We start from the raw sequence: 12,723 nt of genomic DNA, 5'->3' as shown, positions 1-12,723 counted from the left end.
CCGCCGAACATCCCTCACCCGGGCAACCCCGGCCCCCAGAGCCGACCGGGCCGCCAGCGCGTCTCATACCGTTGATGCCGAACCAGCCAGCGCTGCACGGACCTTGGCCATCCCTCGCGCCGCCACCTCGGCACCCTGCACCTCACCCGCACGACGGGGTTCCGCCCCCTGACACCGTCCGCACAGCCCCGGCTCCGCCAGCGGATCACGGCACTCCGCGCATTCCGCGAACCGCCGCCTCGCCACCGGCACCGCAGGGCGCTCCGCCGGCATCTTCCGCTCCAGCCGCGATCGCAGCACCCCGGACGGCGAGTAGACCACCTCCGGCAGCCCGGCCAGCAGCGCCTCCTGCAGCTGCTCCTCCGAGCCGCCGCGCTCTATCCACTCCCGCACCAGCGGTGCCAGTGCCGCCGCCTCTGCCGCACCCAGCGGCAGGCGCCGCTCCGGTCTGACCACGCGCAGCAGCGCGCTCATCGCCGCGAGGGTCGCCGGGTCCGCCGGCACAGCAGGCTCGGTGGTTCGAGGAGTGGGTGTGGGAGCGGCTTCCTCCCTCCCACCCTCGGCGTCCGCCGGACCGTTCTCGGCGACCGGCGGAGCCGGCGCGACGGGGAGGGTAGGTACTTTGACCAGGTCCTTTGGAAGGACGCCACGATCAGCGGTGTCCGACTCACCGGAGTCCGGTGCAGTGGCACCCGGCAATCCTCCCGGCTGCGGCCGGTCGAAGATGTGAGCCTCCGAGCGCAGCCGCCCGTTGGGAAGCCGGACCACCTCCACCCGGTAGTACCCCCACGCCCGCAACTCGTCCAGCGCCGCCGCCAGCGCCTTACGACCCTGCGGACTTGAGTCCGCCATCTGCCGACACGTCTCGCGCCAGTCGTCCGGGCGGGACAGGAGGTCCACCAGCAGTCCCCGGGCGGTGTAGGTCATGGCGCGGTTCTGCGCCAACGAGTTCGGAATGATCACGAAGTTCGACGAGTGCGGGCTGCGGTGGATGATCAGGAAGGGCCTCCTCGTTCCTCGGCCGGGCCTGTCCCAGCCGGGGGACGACGGACCATAGCCACGAAACCTGCCACAAGTGAAGCCGACACCGAGCGACCTTGATCACACCGCGACGAATCGCTTTGCATCGACGTCGGCCCCGCCCACGGCTGCGACGGTGCCACGGCGACCAGCTCGACAACGCGCAGACGTACGTGCAGCGCGCCACCTACGTCGTCGTCGCCGACGAGGAGATAACAGACGGGCAACCCCTCCTGCACGCCTGCGAGCAGCTGCTGCCCACACTGGGCGGCGCCTGACGCCAACGCCAGCCCGACCCCGACGCCGTCCACCGCATCGCGAGGAACATCGCCACCAGGACGGTCGGCCTCGCCCGCGCCGCCGTCACGCGCGCTGAGCCGCCCCGGGCTGCCTCAGGCCAAGCCCTCCGGCAGCCCCCCGCGGAACAGCACGTGCCAGTGCATGTGCTTCGACTCCTGGTACGCGCCCTCGTTCGTCACGACACACGCCGCGCCGTACTCCTCCCGCACCTTCGCAGCGACCTTCCGGACCACCCGGAGAACGTCCGCGAGCACCTCCTCGGTGCCGTCGCCGAGGTCCACCAGCGACGGGATGTGCCGCTTCGGGACGACCACGATGTGCACCGGGTAGCTCGGCCTCGTGTGCTCAAACGCGAGCACCGTGTCGGTCTCATCCACTACCCTCACCGGCGTGACACCGTTCAGCGCCTCGTTGCAGTAGAAGTCCGAAACCGTTGTCGGCGCTGTCGGAGTCGTCACAGTGCACCCGTTCCCTATGGCTCTGCGGCGACAGCTGGGGCAGGGAAGTACCGGAGGTCACCGCAGTCGTTGAAGTTGACCAACCAGCGGCCCAGCGTACCGCGCGATCTGACGTGCACTCACCTGTTCCGAATGACACGACAATCGGAATATTCCGACGCTATGAGCCTGCGAGCACTGCCGTCAGACCGCGCAGTCGCACTCCTCTTCCGATACTGCTACGACGCGTTCGCCAGCGATGCCCTCAGCCTCTCCAGCCCGTCTGGGAGTTGAGGACGTCAGCGGCCCACTGGTAGTGGCCGGTCTCGCGGATGTGTAGGTCCTGCTTCGGGTAGAGGTCGCAGGAGAGCAGAGCGATCAGGTGCAGGTAGTCGGCCAGCTGGGCGCGCCGGTCAGCAGTAAGACTCGCGGCGGCTGCGGCCAGCAGGCGGTTGCGGACGGCGAGGCGGTCCACGTCGTACATCCGGTAGTAGGCGCAGGCCCCGGCCAGGTCGAAGAGCGGGTCACCGAGCAGGGTGAACGTGCCGAAGTCGATGACGGCGCTGACCTTGCCATCGGCGGTGACGAGGATGTTGTCGGGGTAGAGGTCGCCGTGAATGACGCCCTCGGGGCCGGTGTAGGGGCGGGCAAGCCGCGCGGTGAGCCGGTCGATGATGCTGTCGAGGGCTGGGACGTCGAGGCGCAGGTCGGTCAGCACCTTCGGGAGCTTCTGCTCCAGGAGGCAGCGCAGGAAGGCGTTCCAGTCCTCGCCCTCGTGGGACGGGTCGGGGTCGAGGAGCATGCGCCGGTCGAGCAGGGTGGTCAGGCGCAGGCCCGTAAAGTCACGGACGGCGGCGAGGTAGGTGTGTTCGGTGGCGGGGTCAATGAGGTCGAGCGCGTCGCCCATCGGGGTGCCGGGCAGGCGGGTCTCGGTGACGGCCAGCAGGGGGCCGTGCTGCTCGATGGCCTGGATCTCGGGCAGGGCGTAGGGGACGCTGGTGCGGTCGAAACGCCGGTAGAGGTCGGCGATGGTCTCCAGCGCCTGGCGCTGGTCGGGGTCGGCGTAGACCTTGAGGACCTGGTCGTAGCCGAGGGCGTAGACGCGGGCCTCGGTGCCGGCGGCGATCAGGTCGGCGGGGGTGAGTCCGCGGGCGGCGAGGAGTTCGGTCTCGGCTTCGGCGGTAATGCTGCTGGCGTCTCGGCGAGTGATCACGGGTTCGCGCTCCGGGTGATGGCGGTGACGACGGTGCGGTTCTCGGGCCGGACGGGGCCGCCAGCGAAGTCCCCGGCGAAGGAGACGACCGCGAATCCGGCTTCGTGCAGAGCGTCGGAGAGTTCGGGTCGGGAGTGCGTGCGGGTGCGGCAGGTCGCGGACCGGCCGGGCCGGGTGTTGGTGACGCCGGTGAGCTTGGCCCCCCAGTCGCACCAGGCGCTCTCGACGACTCCGTTGTACGCAACGATTTCGGTGCTGATCGGTTCCGCGTTGCGGCGGTTCTCGTACTCGGCCCAGGCGCGGGTGGCCACGCCTGGGCCGATGGCGCCAGGGGTGGAGCCAGGGCCCGATCTCGCGGCCGTCTTCCTGGGGTGTCGCCGCGTCGGTGTAGCCCGCAGACGCCGACGATCGGGGCGGCGTCTACCCCAGTCTCAGCAGCTTGTCTTGGGCGCAGGGGCGATGTTAGGCGTCGCTGCCAGGTCGAGCCAGAACGCCTTGTACAACAAGGCGGGGTGCCGATGCGGGGCGGTTACTCGTCCACCCACGCGGTGGCCCATCATCGTGACTTCCCGCTCCAGCAGGTGCTGGTCGCGTTCCTCGTTGAAGACGCCGACGATCAGTCGGCCTCCTGGTGCCACCACCTGGGTCAGCAGGTGCTCGATGTAGGCGCCGCGCAGTTGGGGCGGGACGTAGTCCAGTCCGGTGCGGACGATTGCGAAGGTGCGGGGCGGCTGCCAGCCCATCGCGTTCGCGTGCCAGATCCGGCTCGCCCATTGCGGGCAGCGCTCACGGGCGAGTGCGGCCAAGGCGTTGGAGATGTCCACGCCGAACGGCTCGAGGCGGATGCCGTCCTCGGCCGCCCAGGCGGTGAGTGTCTCCATGAGGTGGCCGTTGGCGCAGCCCACGTCGAGGAAGTCGCCGCCGGACGCCGGCAACGCCCGGGTCAGGAGCCTTCGGGCGCGCTCCCAGTGAGCAGGGTCTCCGCTGTGCCCCGACTGGGCGCGGGGATTGTCGGCGGCCAGGTAGGCGGGTTCAATCAGCATGCGCACGGCTTCATGCCAGCCCTCCTGGTCAAGCTCGCCGGCGTTGAAGGCGGCGTCGATGGCTGCCGCCTCCCGCCAGCTGCGTTCCTTGCTGGCGGCCAAGGCGTCCGCAGCCGATGGTTCGGCGTTCATCTGTCCTCCGGGACGGATAGGGCGCCGGCCGTGCGAACTGCGTGGGCATCGCACGGACGGGGGGCGTGGTGCTGGCCTGACTCATCTCGCTGTCCGTCGAGCGGCGGGCTGATCGGGGTTTCAGCTCCCAGCAACCAGCGTTAGTTCGCGTGTCTCGGTGAACTGCCAGGGGTCTTGCGCTGCTTCCTCGAAGGCTACCGCCGGACCGTCGCTGAGCCGGGTGAGAACACCGAGAAGGAGCGCGTGGGAGATGAGGAGGAGGCTGCCTCGGCGGGCGGTGGCGGTCAGCAGCGTCAGGCAGTCCGTGGCGCGGGCGTGCAGGTCGGCGAGGCTTTCGCCGTCGCCGCAGCGCAGTTCGGGGTTCTCGTGACGTTGTGCGCGCCAGGTGGTGTACGCGCTGGGGTAGGTGTCGGGCCCGCGGCCGTGGACGATGCTGGGTGCTCTCCATTCGGCGAAGATCGGGATAGCGGCGACGATCGGCAGGCCGGTGTGGTGGGCGAGGATCGCGGCGGTCTGTCGGGCGCGAGGCATGGTGCTGGTGACGATGCTGGTGATACCGGTGGGGAGGTTGCGGGCGGCGTGGCGGGCTTGCTCGCGGCCTTCGTCGGTGAGTGGGGCGTCGGGGTGGGCGTGGTGGCCGGGTTGGTGGCCTTGGTAGGCGGCGTGGCGCATGAGCCAGATGTCAGCCAAGGATCCAGCCTCCGTCGACGCGCAGGGTCTGGCCGGTGATGAAGCCGGCTTCGTCGCGGGCGAGGAAGGCGACGGCGGCGGCGATGTCGTCGGGGTGTCCGCGACGTTGGATGCACTGGCGGGCGAGTTGGCGGGCCGTCATGGCTTCGGGGTCTGGGACGACGTCGTCTTCGGCCGGTACGCGGATGGAGCCGGGGGCGATGCAGTTGGCGGTGATGCCGCTTGGGCCGAGTTCGCGGGCGAGGGCGCGGGTGAGTCCTTCGAGACCGGCCTTGGCGCTGATGTAGGGGGCGAGGTCGTGGCGGCCGGCGGTGGCCAGGACGGATCCGGTGGTCAGGATCCGGCCCCAGCCTTGGGCGGTCATGGCCGGGGTGAGGGCTTGGGCCAGGAGGTAGTGGCTGGTGAGGTTGGTGTCGAGGTTGTCGCGCCAGTGGTCGAGGGTGAGGTCGGGCCATGGCGTGCGCGGGTAGGCGCCGGCGTTGCTGACGAGGATGTCGATGGTGCCGATTCGGTCGGTGGCGGTGCGGGTGAGGTGTTCGACCTGGTCGGGCTCGCGCAGGTCGGCGTGGATCGGCACGGCGGTGGTGCCCTGCCGGCCGAGGTGGGCGGCGAGCTCGTCGGCGGCCTGGTGGTCGTCGAAGTGGGCGAGGACCAGGGTGGCTCCGTCAGCGGCGAGGCGGCGGGTGATGGCCTGGCCGAGGCCGCCGGTTGCTCCGGTGATCAGGGCGGTGCGGCCGGTCAGGGTGTCGCGCACAGGGTGTCCTCGAGGTGGAAGAAGTCGATCGGGTTGAAGTCGGGGGCCATGGCTTCGGCGAGGCGGGCGAGCACGACCATTCGGTCGCGCGCTCCGAGGTCGGCGAGGTTGTAGACGGCGAGGATGCGCATCACGAGGTAGGGGCGCAGCAGGTGACCGAGGTCTTGGTCGGGCCAGAGGTCGGCGGCGGTGGGTTCGACGAGGCGTTGCCAGTACCAGGTGGCGGCGGCCTGGCGGGCCGGTGAGGGGGTGGTGGTGTAGTCGATGCGGATGGTGCGGGTGCGCGGGTCGATGGCGGCCCAGTGGAGTTTGGGTCGGTTGGCGGGGAGTTGGGCGAGTGCGGCGGGGTGGTCGGTTAACGCGGTGGGGTTGTAGGTGGGGACGAGCCAGCCGCCGAGGGCGGTGGTGTACCAGAGGAAGTTGGCGAATTCGCCCAGGAGGCTGTTCATGCCGGCGGTGTCGTAGTCGAGCCAGGCGAGGGGGTTGGCGAGGTTGACGTCGGTGGGGTCGCCTTGGGTGAGTGCCGCCCAGACGGGCTCGTCGGTGGCGAACTGGTCGCGGATCCAGGTGAGGGTGTGGTGCCAGTCGAGGTGCAGTTCGCGGTTGTTGACGATCAGGGTGTGGTTGGTGAGTTCGCTGACGGGCAGTGGTGCGTTGAATGGGAAGTCGCGGTCGAGGTAGTAGTCGTCGAGGCGTCCGCCGGGCTGTGCGCGGTCCCAGTAGAGCTTGCGGACTACCTCGCGGGGGTGGAGCAGGCGGGCGGTGGCGGCGATGGCCTTTCGGTAGGCCTCGGTCAGTGTCGTCATGTAGGCGCGCAGTTCGCCGGTGGGCTGACCTGGAATGTTGAGCAGATCGAGCAGCAGGCCGCTGTCGGTGCCGATGGGCAGGCGCTCGTAGAGGAGCAGGCGTCCGCCTGGGACGCGCTGGTGGGCGAGGAGGGCGGGCAGGCGGTAGTGCTCGGCCAGGGCGTGGTGTCCGCGGATCTCGGCGAGTGCTTCACTCGGGTCGCGGGTGTACTTGAGCATGATCGGTCGGCCGGCCACGGTGGCGGGCAGGAGCAGGTTGCGGGTGAAGCGCCGGAGGGGTCCGATGCTCCACCGCCGGCTGGTTGTCATCGGCGGCCTGCCAGGAGGCGGGTGGCGAGGTCGGCGACTGCGGCTGGGGTGATGGCTGTCAGGTCCGTGTCTGTGGGTTGGTCGAGGTGGTCGCGGACGGGGCACAGGTCGCCCTGGTGCATGCGTTCGGAGGCGGGGGTGGCGATGGCGTGGTGGTGGGGCAGGCCGGTGCGCCACTTGCTGTGGCTGTGGCGGGCGTAGAGGCCGATGACGTGGGGGCCGGCGCCATTGGGGTTGCGGGCGAGGGCGGCGAGGTGGGTCAGGCCGGTGTCGTTTCCGAGGACGAGGTCGGTCTGCGGGAGGAGGTCGGCCAGGTCTTCGGCTGGCATGCCGTCCAGGTGCAGGATCTGCAGGTTGCCGCGGGGCGGTTCGGCCCTGGCGGTGGTCTGCGTGTCGGCGTCGGTCTTGGCGCCGATGAGCAGGAGCCGGACGGGGGCGTGGGTGTGGCGGGCGATGCGTTCGGCGGCTTCGGTGAACCGGTCGGCGCCGTAGTCCTTGAGCTGGGGCCAGCTGGTGGCGGTGATGGCGGCGATGGTGAGTCCGTCGAGCCAGTGCGCGGTGTGGAGTTGGTGGACCTTGGCGTTGCTCCGCGCGTACAGCAGCGGGGTGAAGGGGCCGGTGGCCGGAAGGCGCACGCCCAGGCGGCGCTCGAGTGCGAGGTAGTGGCGTGCAGGCAGGTCGGGATGGGCCTGTCCGTCGGTGGACCAGCAGGGTGGTGCGGCGGGGTCGCAGATCAGGTAGGTGCCGGGGCCGCGGGTGGTGGCGCCTTCGCGATCGGCGATCATCACCTGCCGGTGGTCGCTCGGGCCTAGGACGTCGAGCCGTGGGAGGCTGGTCCGGGCGAAGAGCGCGGTGTGCGGGCCGGTGACGGTGACGCGGACCGGCGTGCCGCGGCGAAGGGCGAGCCATTCAGCCGTGGCGCGGACCGCGGCGAGGGCGAGCAGGCTGTCGCCGAGCTTGCCGTGCAGGGCGATCTCGATCTGGGTGCAGTCGGCCAGGCGGGCGACCAGGTCGACGGAAGATGGGAGGGGGAGCTGCTGACCGACATCCAGGTCGTGCCGGTCGTAGCCCAGCGGTGTGGTGTGCAGGTCGCCGGCCAGGTAGCGGGTCTGCCCGTCGTGGCACCAGATGTCGGGTTCTGCTGCCTGAGTGGTCATCAGTCGCCCTGGATGGTGTGGAGGCTGGTCAGCGGCAGGCCGAGATCGGCGAGGTTCTGGCGGCCTGTGTGGCGCTGGTCCTCGACCAGGCAGATCGCGCCGAGTGGGATGGCGCCCGCGTAGCGCAGGCGCTGGGCGAGGTTGGCCAGGGTCTGCCCGGTGGTGATCTCGTCGTCGACGAGCAGGACCCGGCTCCCACGGGTGATCCCGTAGGCGTACACGTCGGTGCGGCGGGCGTGCGGCTCGCTGAACTGGACCATGCCTTCCAGCGGCAGGTGCAGCTTCCACGCGATCTTGTAGGGCAGGCCGGCGGCCTGAGCCACGGCGAGGGTGGGGATGATGCCGCCGGCGTCCAGGCCGAGCAGGTAGTCGACGGGGCCGAGCGCCATCTCGGCGTTGGCCGTCTTCCACAGGTTCTGGCCGACGCTGATCAGGTCGGCGGTGTGGACGGGCTGCTCCAGGCCGTCGAGCGAGTGGATGACGCGCTCGCGGCGGCTGGTCTCGGGGACACTCAGGCGTTCCACGACCCGGGCGGTGAACGGCACTGCGGTGGCGGATTCGAGGGTTTCGGGCATGGCAGTACTCCGGTGGTGGCGGGTGAGGTGAAACGAGCTGCTCCGGGAGTGGCCTGCAGCGGTGGCGCTAGGCAGCGAGCTGCAGGGCGTACCAGGCCAGGAGGCGGTCGGCGGCGGCGGTGACCACGGTGAGCGCGTTGTCGGGGGCGCCGTCGCGCCAGGCGTCGGCGACGTGGTGCAGCGTGGGCAGGTCGAGCAGGTCCAGACCGGGCAGGTGGGAGGCTGCGGCGAGGATCTCGTCGGGGCCGCTGGTCCAGTGGCCGTGCTCGCGCAGGATGAGGCGGGCGGCGAGGACGATGTGCTTGTAGAGCTGGCGCACGCTGCCCGGCGTGGCCTCGGCGCGCAGGCGCCGCAGGGTGATGACGACCTGGGGGAGTTCTCGCACGGCGGCCCGCGCCAGGTCGTCGAGGGTGATGGCGGGCAAGTGCAGGCCGGCGGCGCGGTGCAGAACGGGCTGGCCGCTTTGGATGTTGTAGAGGGCGAAGGCCAGCCGGGGCACGAGGCGATGGGCGAGCAGCTCGTCGGCGGTGACCAGGGTGAGGCCTACCGAGGCCGCGTCGCCCAGGCGGCGGCGGTAGTCGGCCAGCGCACGGTGGACGATGGGGGCGGCGTCGTGGTCGGCGACGACCAGCAGGTCCACGTCGGACCAGCCGGGGATCCAGGTGCTCTGGACGGGGCTTCCGGTCAGCGCCGCGAGCTGCACTGCGGGGCCGGCGGCGCGCAGTGCGTCGGCGAGCGCGGCGGTGGCATCGGCCACGATCGCAGGGAGTTCGGGCGACTGGGGTATCGCGGTCGGCGACTGGTCGGGTTCGATGGCCGGCCTTTGGGCGATGCGGGTCAGCCAGGCGCGCAGGTCGAGGATGCTGCCGGTGTTGTCGAGGACGAAGTCGGCCACCTCCAGGACGCGGTGCGCGCCGCGGGAGAGCTTGACCTCGTCCTTGGCGGCGACTGCCTGGGGGGAGGTTCCGGATCGGGCGGCTCGCACGTCGAACTCCGCGTCCAGGTAGACGATCTGCAGCACCTCGCCCATGAGCTTCTTCAACTCGGTGATGGAGGCGTCGTCGTGGACGGACTCGATGGTGAACAGGCGCACGTCGCGATGCCCGTCGGCGAAGCGGTTCAGCTCCTCCAGCAACAGCTCGGCCTGCCGGAGGGCAGACAGCTGGTAGGGGTCGCTCAGACCGTGGCGCAGGGCGCCCTGCTGCAGGAGGTATCCGATCTTCAGGCGCTGGGCGCCGTGGAAGTCGACGAGGTACTGGGCGCTGGTGCTCTTGCCGCACTCGCTCAGGCCGCCGAAGGCCACCACCCGGTCGATTCCCCGCGCCGGCCGGACGGAGATCGGGACCCCCTGGTCGCGTCCGTAGAGCTTGTGGCGGGCGGCGCCCGGGAGCCTTCGCCGACCGGACGTCACCTCTACGGTGAGCACGTCGATGGCCGCAGCGAGCTCGTCCCGCTGATGGTGCAGCATCGGCACCCGGCGGGCCATGAGGTCGTCGCGTTCGGCGGCCCGCTCGGTGTAGAGGACCCGCAGCGTCAGGACGCTCAGTCGGTCCAGGCTGCCGGCGATCGTCTCGGTGTGCACGGGCACCTCGCCCGAACCGGCGGTGGCCAGAGTCGTGAGGACCTCGTCGGCGCGTTCGGCGAGCTGGTTGCGCTCGGCGTTCAGCTGGTCGATGGCCCGTTTCGCATCGGCCACCGCGGCCGGGTCGACCCCGGCCGCACGGACGCGGTCCTCCGCCTCCCACAGACGGCTGTTGACGGTGTGCAGGCTCTCCAGCGCCTTCGTCAGGCGGTCGCGGTCCTTGTCCGGAAGCGCCTGCACGGCTTCGGCCAGAGAGGGCGGGAGAACGAGGGGCGGGATCACGAGTCGGCTCCTGTCCTGAGAAACAGCGAGGGAAGAATGCGCGCAGCGTGGGTGAGCACACGGACGTGGACCTCGTCGACTCCGCGGCCCTCGCAGTCGATCACCGCCGCGTAAGTGCCCTGGGCGGCCTGCAGACTCAGGACCTCGTGCAGGATGTACTGGTAGCGGATGTACACCCCAGTCCACACCCGGCCCTCGCGCACGCTGGTGATCGCGTAGCTACGGGCCCCATCCCGGGCAGGCAGCAGCAGGATCGCCGCCTCCGGCTCGGCGGCCAGAGCGCTCTCGGCAGCGAGGGCTTCGACGCCGGCCAGCGCCTGCTCGCTGGTGAGGTTGTCCTTGATAGCGCTGGTGGCCGCTGCAGCCGCCAGGAGCATCGGCAGCCCGCGATCCAGCAGGCCCACTGATCCCTGCCGGCGGGCCGCCGCCCGCAGGCCGTGGCTGGCCAGCATCATGCCGGTCAGCTCCCTGGTGCTGACCTTCTCGAACCACCACGTGGCGTAGTCGCCCTGCGCGGCCGCGTTCCAGGGCTCGGGGTCGTGCTGGTGGATCGAACCGAGGAGCTGCAGGCCAGGACGGTGGTCGGCGATCCGGGCCAGGTGGGTGGTCTTGCCGACGTTGTCCGGCCCGTTCAGGCTCAGGAACCACGGCACCGTCCTGGGGCTCACCACTCGCTCACCGCCCGGATCGCCTCGATGTTGCCGGCGATGAAGTCCGCCAGCTGCGGCGGCATCAGCTGGATCCCGCGCACGGCCTCCGCCGTGAACGGCACCCGGACGACCTCGTAGCCGCCGCGCTCGGGCTTGGCGAACTCGGTGCCGGTGCGCGCCTGGATGTCCATCTCCTTCAGCCGGGCCGCGAAGATGTGCTGGACACCCAGACCACCCTCCAGCTCGTCGGTGATCAGGTGAACGAGCTGCGGCGTGTGCACCGCCCCGCCTAGCTCCTCGAACACTTCCCGGTGCAGCGCCGCCTCCACGCTGACGTCGCTGGGCTCGACGCCCCCGCCGACCGTCACCCAGTACGGTTCGCGGCCGGGCTTGGTCCGCAGGATCAGCACCAGCTCCTCCCCGTCGAGCAGGATCGCCCGGGCGTTGCGCTTCACGATCTGGGGCATGTCTGTGGACTCCTCACGGTTGCGACCGGACGGCGAACTCCGTCGAGAGATCAGCATGACGGCTGACGTACTGCGTGAGGTTGAACGATCGCTGCACCGCCGCCGTACCGCTGCCGAACCAAGACGGCTACGCTGACCATCCGACACCGGAACTGACAGTGACTTCGGGGGTGACAGATGATCAGTGTGCAGCGGTGGAGCGGCAGGGAGGCCGCGCTGCTGCGTGAGGCCATGCGCATGACCCTGCGCGACTTCGCGGACTACCTCGGGGTCAGTGACCGGGCGGTGTCGAAGTGGGTGGCCGGCGGGTCGGCCCTGATCCCCCGCCAGGAGTCCCAGGCCATCCTGGACACCGCGCTGGAGCGCTGTTCGGACGAGGTCCGCGCCCGCTTCGCCGAAGCCCTCGGGCAACGGTCTTCCCCGCGCTCTGCGTTGGCCCCGATCGTCGTCGACTCCCACAAGTTCATCCCGGTCTACATCGGCGAGGACCGCGCGCGACACCTTCGCGGTTCGATGACCGAGACGCCCGGTGCGTGGCTGGAGCGCTCCTCCGCGGAGATCCAACGCCCCGACGGCGCCTGCACTCTGCACGTGTTCGCCTGCGGCGTGGCGGTGTTCCACCTCGTCCAGAGCCGGGAGCCCTCCTCCCTCACCGACCTGGCCCTGTGGCGCTACCGCACCTACGCCGCCGACCTTCCCTGGGCCAGAGGTGCCCTCGCCGACGCCCTCGACGTCCCTGTGGCCCAGGCCCCGAATCCGGAGTACGTGCTGTCGATGTACTGGCTGGTCAGCAGTCCATGGCGGGACGACCAACTCGAAACCGCCACCCGGCTCCTGTCGACCCCATCAGTCCTCGTCAACCGCACCAGCGCCATCCCGCAGCCACTCGACACCTCGGTGGAGGACACGCTCCTCGACCACGGCTTCGAGCATCCAGACCTGGTCTCGTTCGGCATTCGCGGTGTATCGACCGGATACGCCGGCTGGTCGGGCGTCGCCTACACCGCCCAGGACGCCGAGCGGAGTCTGACCCTGGACGAGCTGGTCACCTGCGAGCTCAACGTGCAGGCACTGTGGGCCTTCTGCCGCCAGATCCAGCAACTCGTCGAAGACGGCCAGGACCCCGCCACCTCGGAGGGCTACGGCTGGCGCTTCCTGCGGGCGGCGTACTCTCGCCTCACGACGGCCCGTGCCCAGGAGACCGCCCAGCACGTCCTGATGCGCGAAGCCGTCGTGAACACCAGCGGCCTGGCCGACCGCATGCGCGCGGCCCGGGACGCCCTGCGGGACACAGTCGGCTGACGAT

Annotated in this window: 14 protein-coding genes; 1 reads left to right on the top strand and 13 read right to left on the bottom strand. The window is 70.5% G+C overall.

Annotation, left to right across the window (positions count from 1 at the left end):
- Positions 1–63: 63 nt before the first annotated feature.
- The 13 genes from ACFVHV_RS02395 to ACFVHV_RS02335 all read right to left on the bottom strand — a co-directional run bounded on the left by ACFVHV_RS02395 (position 64) and on the right by ACFVHV_RS02335 (position 11,417).
- Positions 64–927 carry a hypothetical protein gene (locus ACFVHV_RS02395; protein WP_380348257.1) on the bottom strand — a complete coding sequence of 288 codons (864 nt, stop codon included), beginning with the start codon at positions 925–927 and terminating at the stop codon, positions 64–66.
- Between the two features lie 485 nt (positions 928–1,412).
- Positions 1,413–1,778 carry an HIT family protein gene (locus ACFVHV_RS02390; RefSeq protein WP_380348255.1) on the bottom strand — a complete coding sequence of 122 codons (366 nt, stop codon included), beginning with the start codon at positions 1,776–1,778 and terminating at the stop codon, positions 1,413–1,415.
- A gap of 244 nt (positions 1,779–2,022) precedes the next feature.
- The gene (locus ACFVHV_RS02385; protein ID WP_380348253.1) at positions 2,023–2,970 is read right to left on the bottom strand and encodes an aminoglycoside phosphotransferase family protein; all 948 of its coding nucleotides are present in this window, start codon (positions 2,968–2,970) and stop codon (positions 2,023–2,025) included.
- Positions 2,967–3,281, bottom strand: a complete 315-nt coding sequence (locus tag ACFVHV_RS02380) for a hypothetical protein (RefSeq protein ID WP_380348251.1) — start codon at positions 3,279–3,281, stop codon at positions 2,967–2,969. Before ACFVHV_RS02380 ends, ACFVHV_RS02385 begins: the two co-directional genes overlap by 4 nt.
- Before the next feature lie 120 nt (positions 3,282–3,401).
- Positions 3,402–4,145 (bottom strand): SAM-dependent methyltransferase, encoded by a 744-nt coding sequence (locus ACFVHV_RS02375; RefSeq protein ID WP_380348249.1) that lies wholly within the window; start codon positions 4,143–4,145, stop codon positions 3,402–3,404.
- A gap of 120 nt (positions 4,146–4,265) precedes the next feature.
- Positions 4,266–4,835 carry a histidine phosphatase family protein gene (locus ACFVHV_RS02370; RefSeq protein ID WP_380348247.1) on the bottom strand — a complete coding sequence of 190 codons (570 nt, stop codon included), beginning with the start codon at positions 4,833–4,835 and terminating at the stop codon, positions 4,266–4,268.
- Positions 4,828–5,589, bottom strand: a complete 762-nt coding sequence (locus ACFVHV_RS02365) for an SDR family NAD(P)-dependent oxidoreductase (RefSeq protein WP_380348246.1) — start codon at positions 5,587–5,589, stop codon at positions 4,828–4,830. The genes ACFVHV_RS02370 and ACFVHV_RS02365 overlap by 8 nt, the downstream gene beginning before the upstream one ends.
- Positions 5,574–6,704: a hypothetical protein gene (locus ACFVHV_RS02360; protein ID WP_380348244.1), complete on the bottom strand. Its 1,131-nt coding sequence runs from the start codon at positions 6,702–6,704 to the stop codon at positions 5,574–5,576. Before ACFVHV_RS02360 ends, ACFVHV_RS02365 begins: the two co-directional genes overlap by 16 nt.
- Positions 6,701–7,861 carry a glycosyltransferase family 9 protein gene (locus ACFVHV_RS02355; protein ID WP_380348243.1) on the bottom strand — a complete coding sequence of 387 codons (1,161 nt, stop codon included), beginning with the start codon at positions 7,859–7,861 and terminating at the stop codon, positions 6,701–6,703. Before ACFVHV_RS02355 ends, ACFVHV_RS02360 begins: the two co-directional genes overlap by 4 nt.
- Positions 7,861–8,436, bottom strand: a complete 576-nt coding sequence (locus ACFVHV_RS02350) for a phosphoribosyltransferase (RefSeq protein ID WP_380348241.1) — start codon at positions 8,434–8,436, stop codon at positions 7,861–7,863. The genes ACFVHV_RS02355 and ACFVHV_RS02350 overlap by 1 nt, the downstream gene beginning before the upstream one ends.
- Before the next feature lie 67 nt (positions 8,437–8,503).
- Complete coding sequence (locus ACFVHV_RS02345) at positions 8,504–10,300, bottom strand: DUF4254 domain-containing protein (RefSeq protein ID WP_380348239.1); 1,797 nt, start codon at positions 10,298–10,300, stop codon at positions 8,504–8,506.
- Positions 10,297–10,968 carry a hypothetical protein gene (locus ACFVHV_RS02340; protein WP_380348238.1) on the bottom strand — a complete coding sequence of 224 codons (672 nt, stop codon included), beginning with the start codon at positions 10,966–10,968 and terminating at the stop codon, positions 10,297–10,299. The genes ACFVHV_RS02345 and ACFVHV_RS02340 overlap by 4 nt, the downstream gene beginning before the upstream one ends.
- On the bottom strand, positions 10,965–11,417 hold the full coding sequence (locus ACFVHV_RS02335; RefSeq protein WP_380348237.1) for an NUDIX domain-containing protein: 453 nt from the start codon (positions 11,415–11,417) through the stop codon (positions 10,965–10,967). Before ACFVHV_RS02335 ends, ACFVHV_RS02340 begins: the two co-directional genes overlap by 4 nt.
- Before the next feature lie 177 nt (positions 11,418–11,594).
- Here ACFVHV_RS02335 and ACFVHV_RS02330 point away from each other — a divergent pair, with 177 nt between their 5' ends.
- Positions 11,595–12,719 (top strand): hypothetical protein, encoded by a 1,125-nt coding sequence (locus ACFVHV_RS02330; protein ID WP_380348235.1) that lies wholly within the window; start codon positions 11,595–11,597, stop codon positions 12,717–12,719.
- Positions 12,720–12,723: the final 4 nt, after the last annotated feature.

Origin of the sequence: Kitasatospora sp. NPDC127116, from assembly GCF_042677365.1 — a bacterium.
Lineage (GTDB): Bacteria > Actinomycetota > Actinomycetes > Streptomycetales > Streptomycetaceae > Kitasatospora > Kitasatospora lactacystinica.
The sequence above is the reverse complement of the archived record's forward strand: the minus strand, read 5'-3'. Positions and strand labels throughout refer to the sequence as shown.

What these genes read in the sequence shown, in the direction of transcription:
- ACFVHV_RS02395 (WP_380348257.1), bottom strand. Translation starts at nt 927, where the DNA reads ATGACCTACACCGCCCGGGGACTGCTGGTGGACCTCCTGTCCCGCCCG.
- ACFVHV_RS02375 (WP_380348249.1), bottom strand. Translation starts at nt 4,145, where the DNA reads ATGAACGCCGAACCATCGGCTGCGGACGCCTTGGCCGCCAGCAAGGAA.
- ACFVHV_RS02360 (WP_380348244.1), bottom strand. Translation starts at nt 6,704, where the DNA reads ATGACAACCAGCCGGCGGTGGAGCATCGGACCCCTCCGGCGCTTCACC.
- ACFVHV_RS02355 (WP_380348243.1), bottom strand. Translation starts at nt 7,861, where the DNA reads ATGACCACTCAGGCAGCAGAACCCGACATCTGGTGCCACGACGGGCAG.
- ACFVHV_RS02350 (WP_380348241.1), bottom strand. Translation starts at nt 8,436, where the DNA reads ATGCCCGAAACCCTCGAATCCGCCACCGCAGTGCCGTTCACCGCCCGG.
- ACFVHV_RS02335 (WP_380348237.1), bottom strand. Translation starts at nt 11,417, where the DNA reads ATGCCCCAGATCGTGAAGCGCAACGCCCGGGCGATCCTGCTCGACGGG.
- ACFVHV_RS02330 (WP_380348235.1), top strand. Translation starts at nt 11,595, where the DNA reads ATGATCAGTGTGCAGCGGTGGAGCGGCAGGGAGGCCGCGCTGCTGCGT.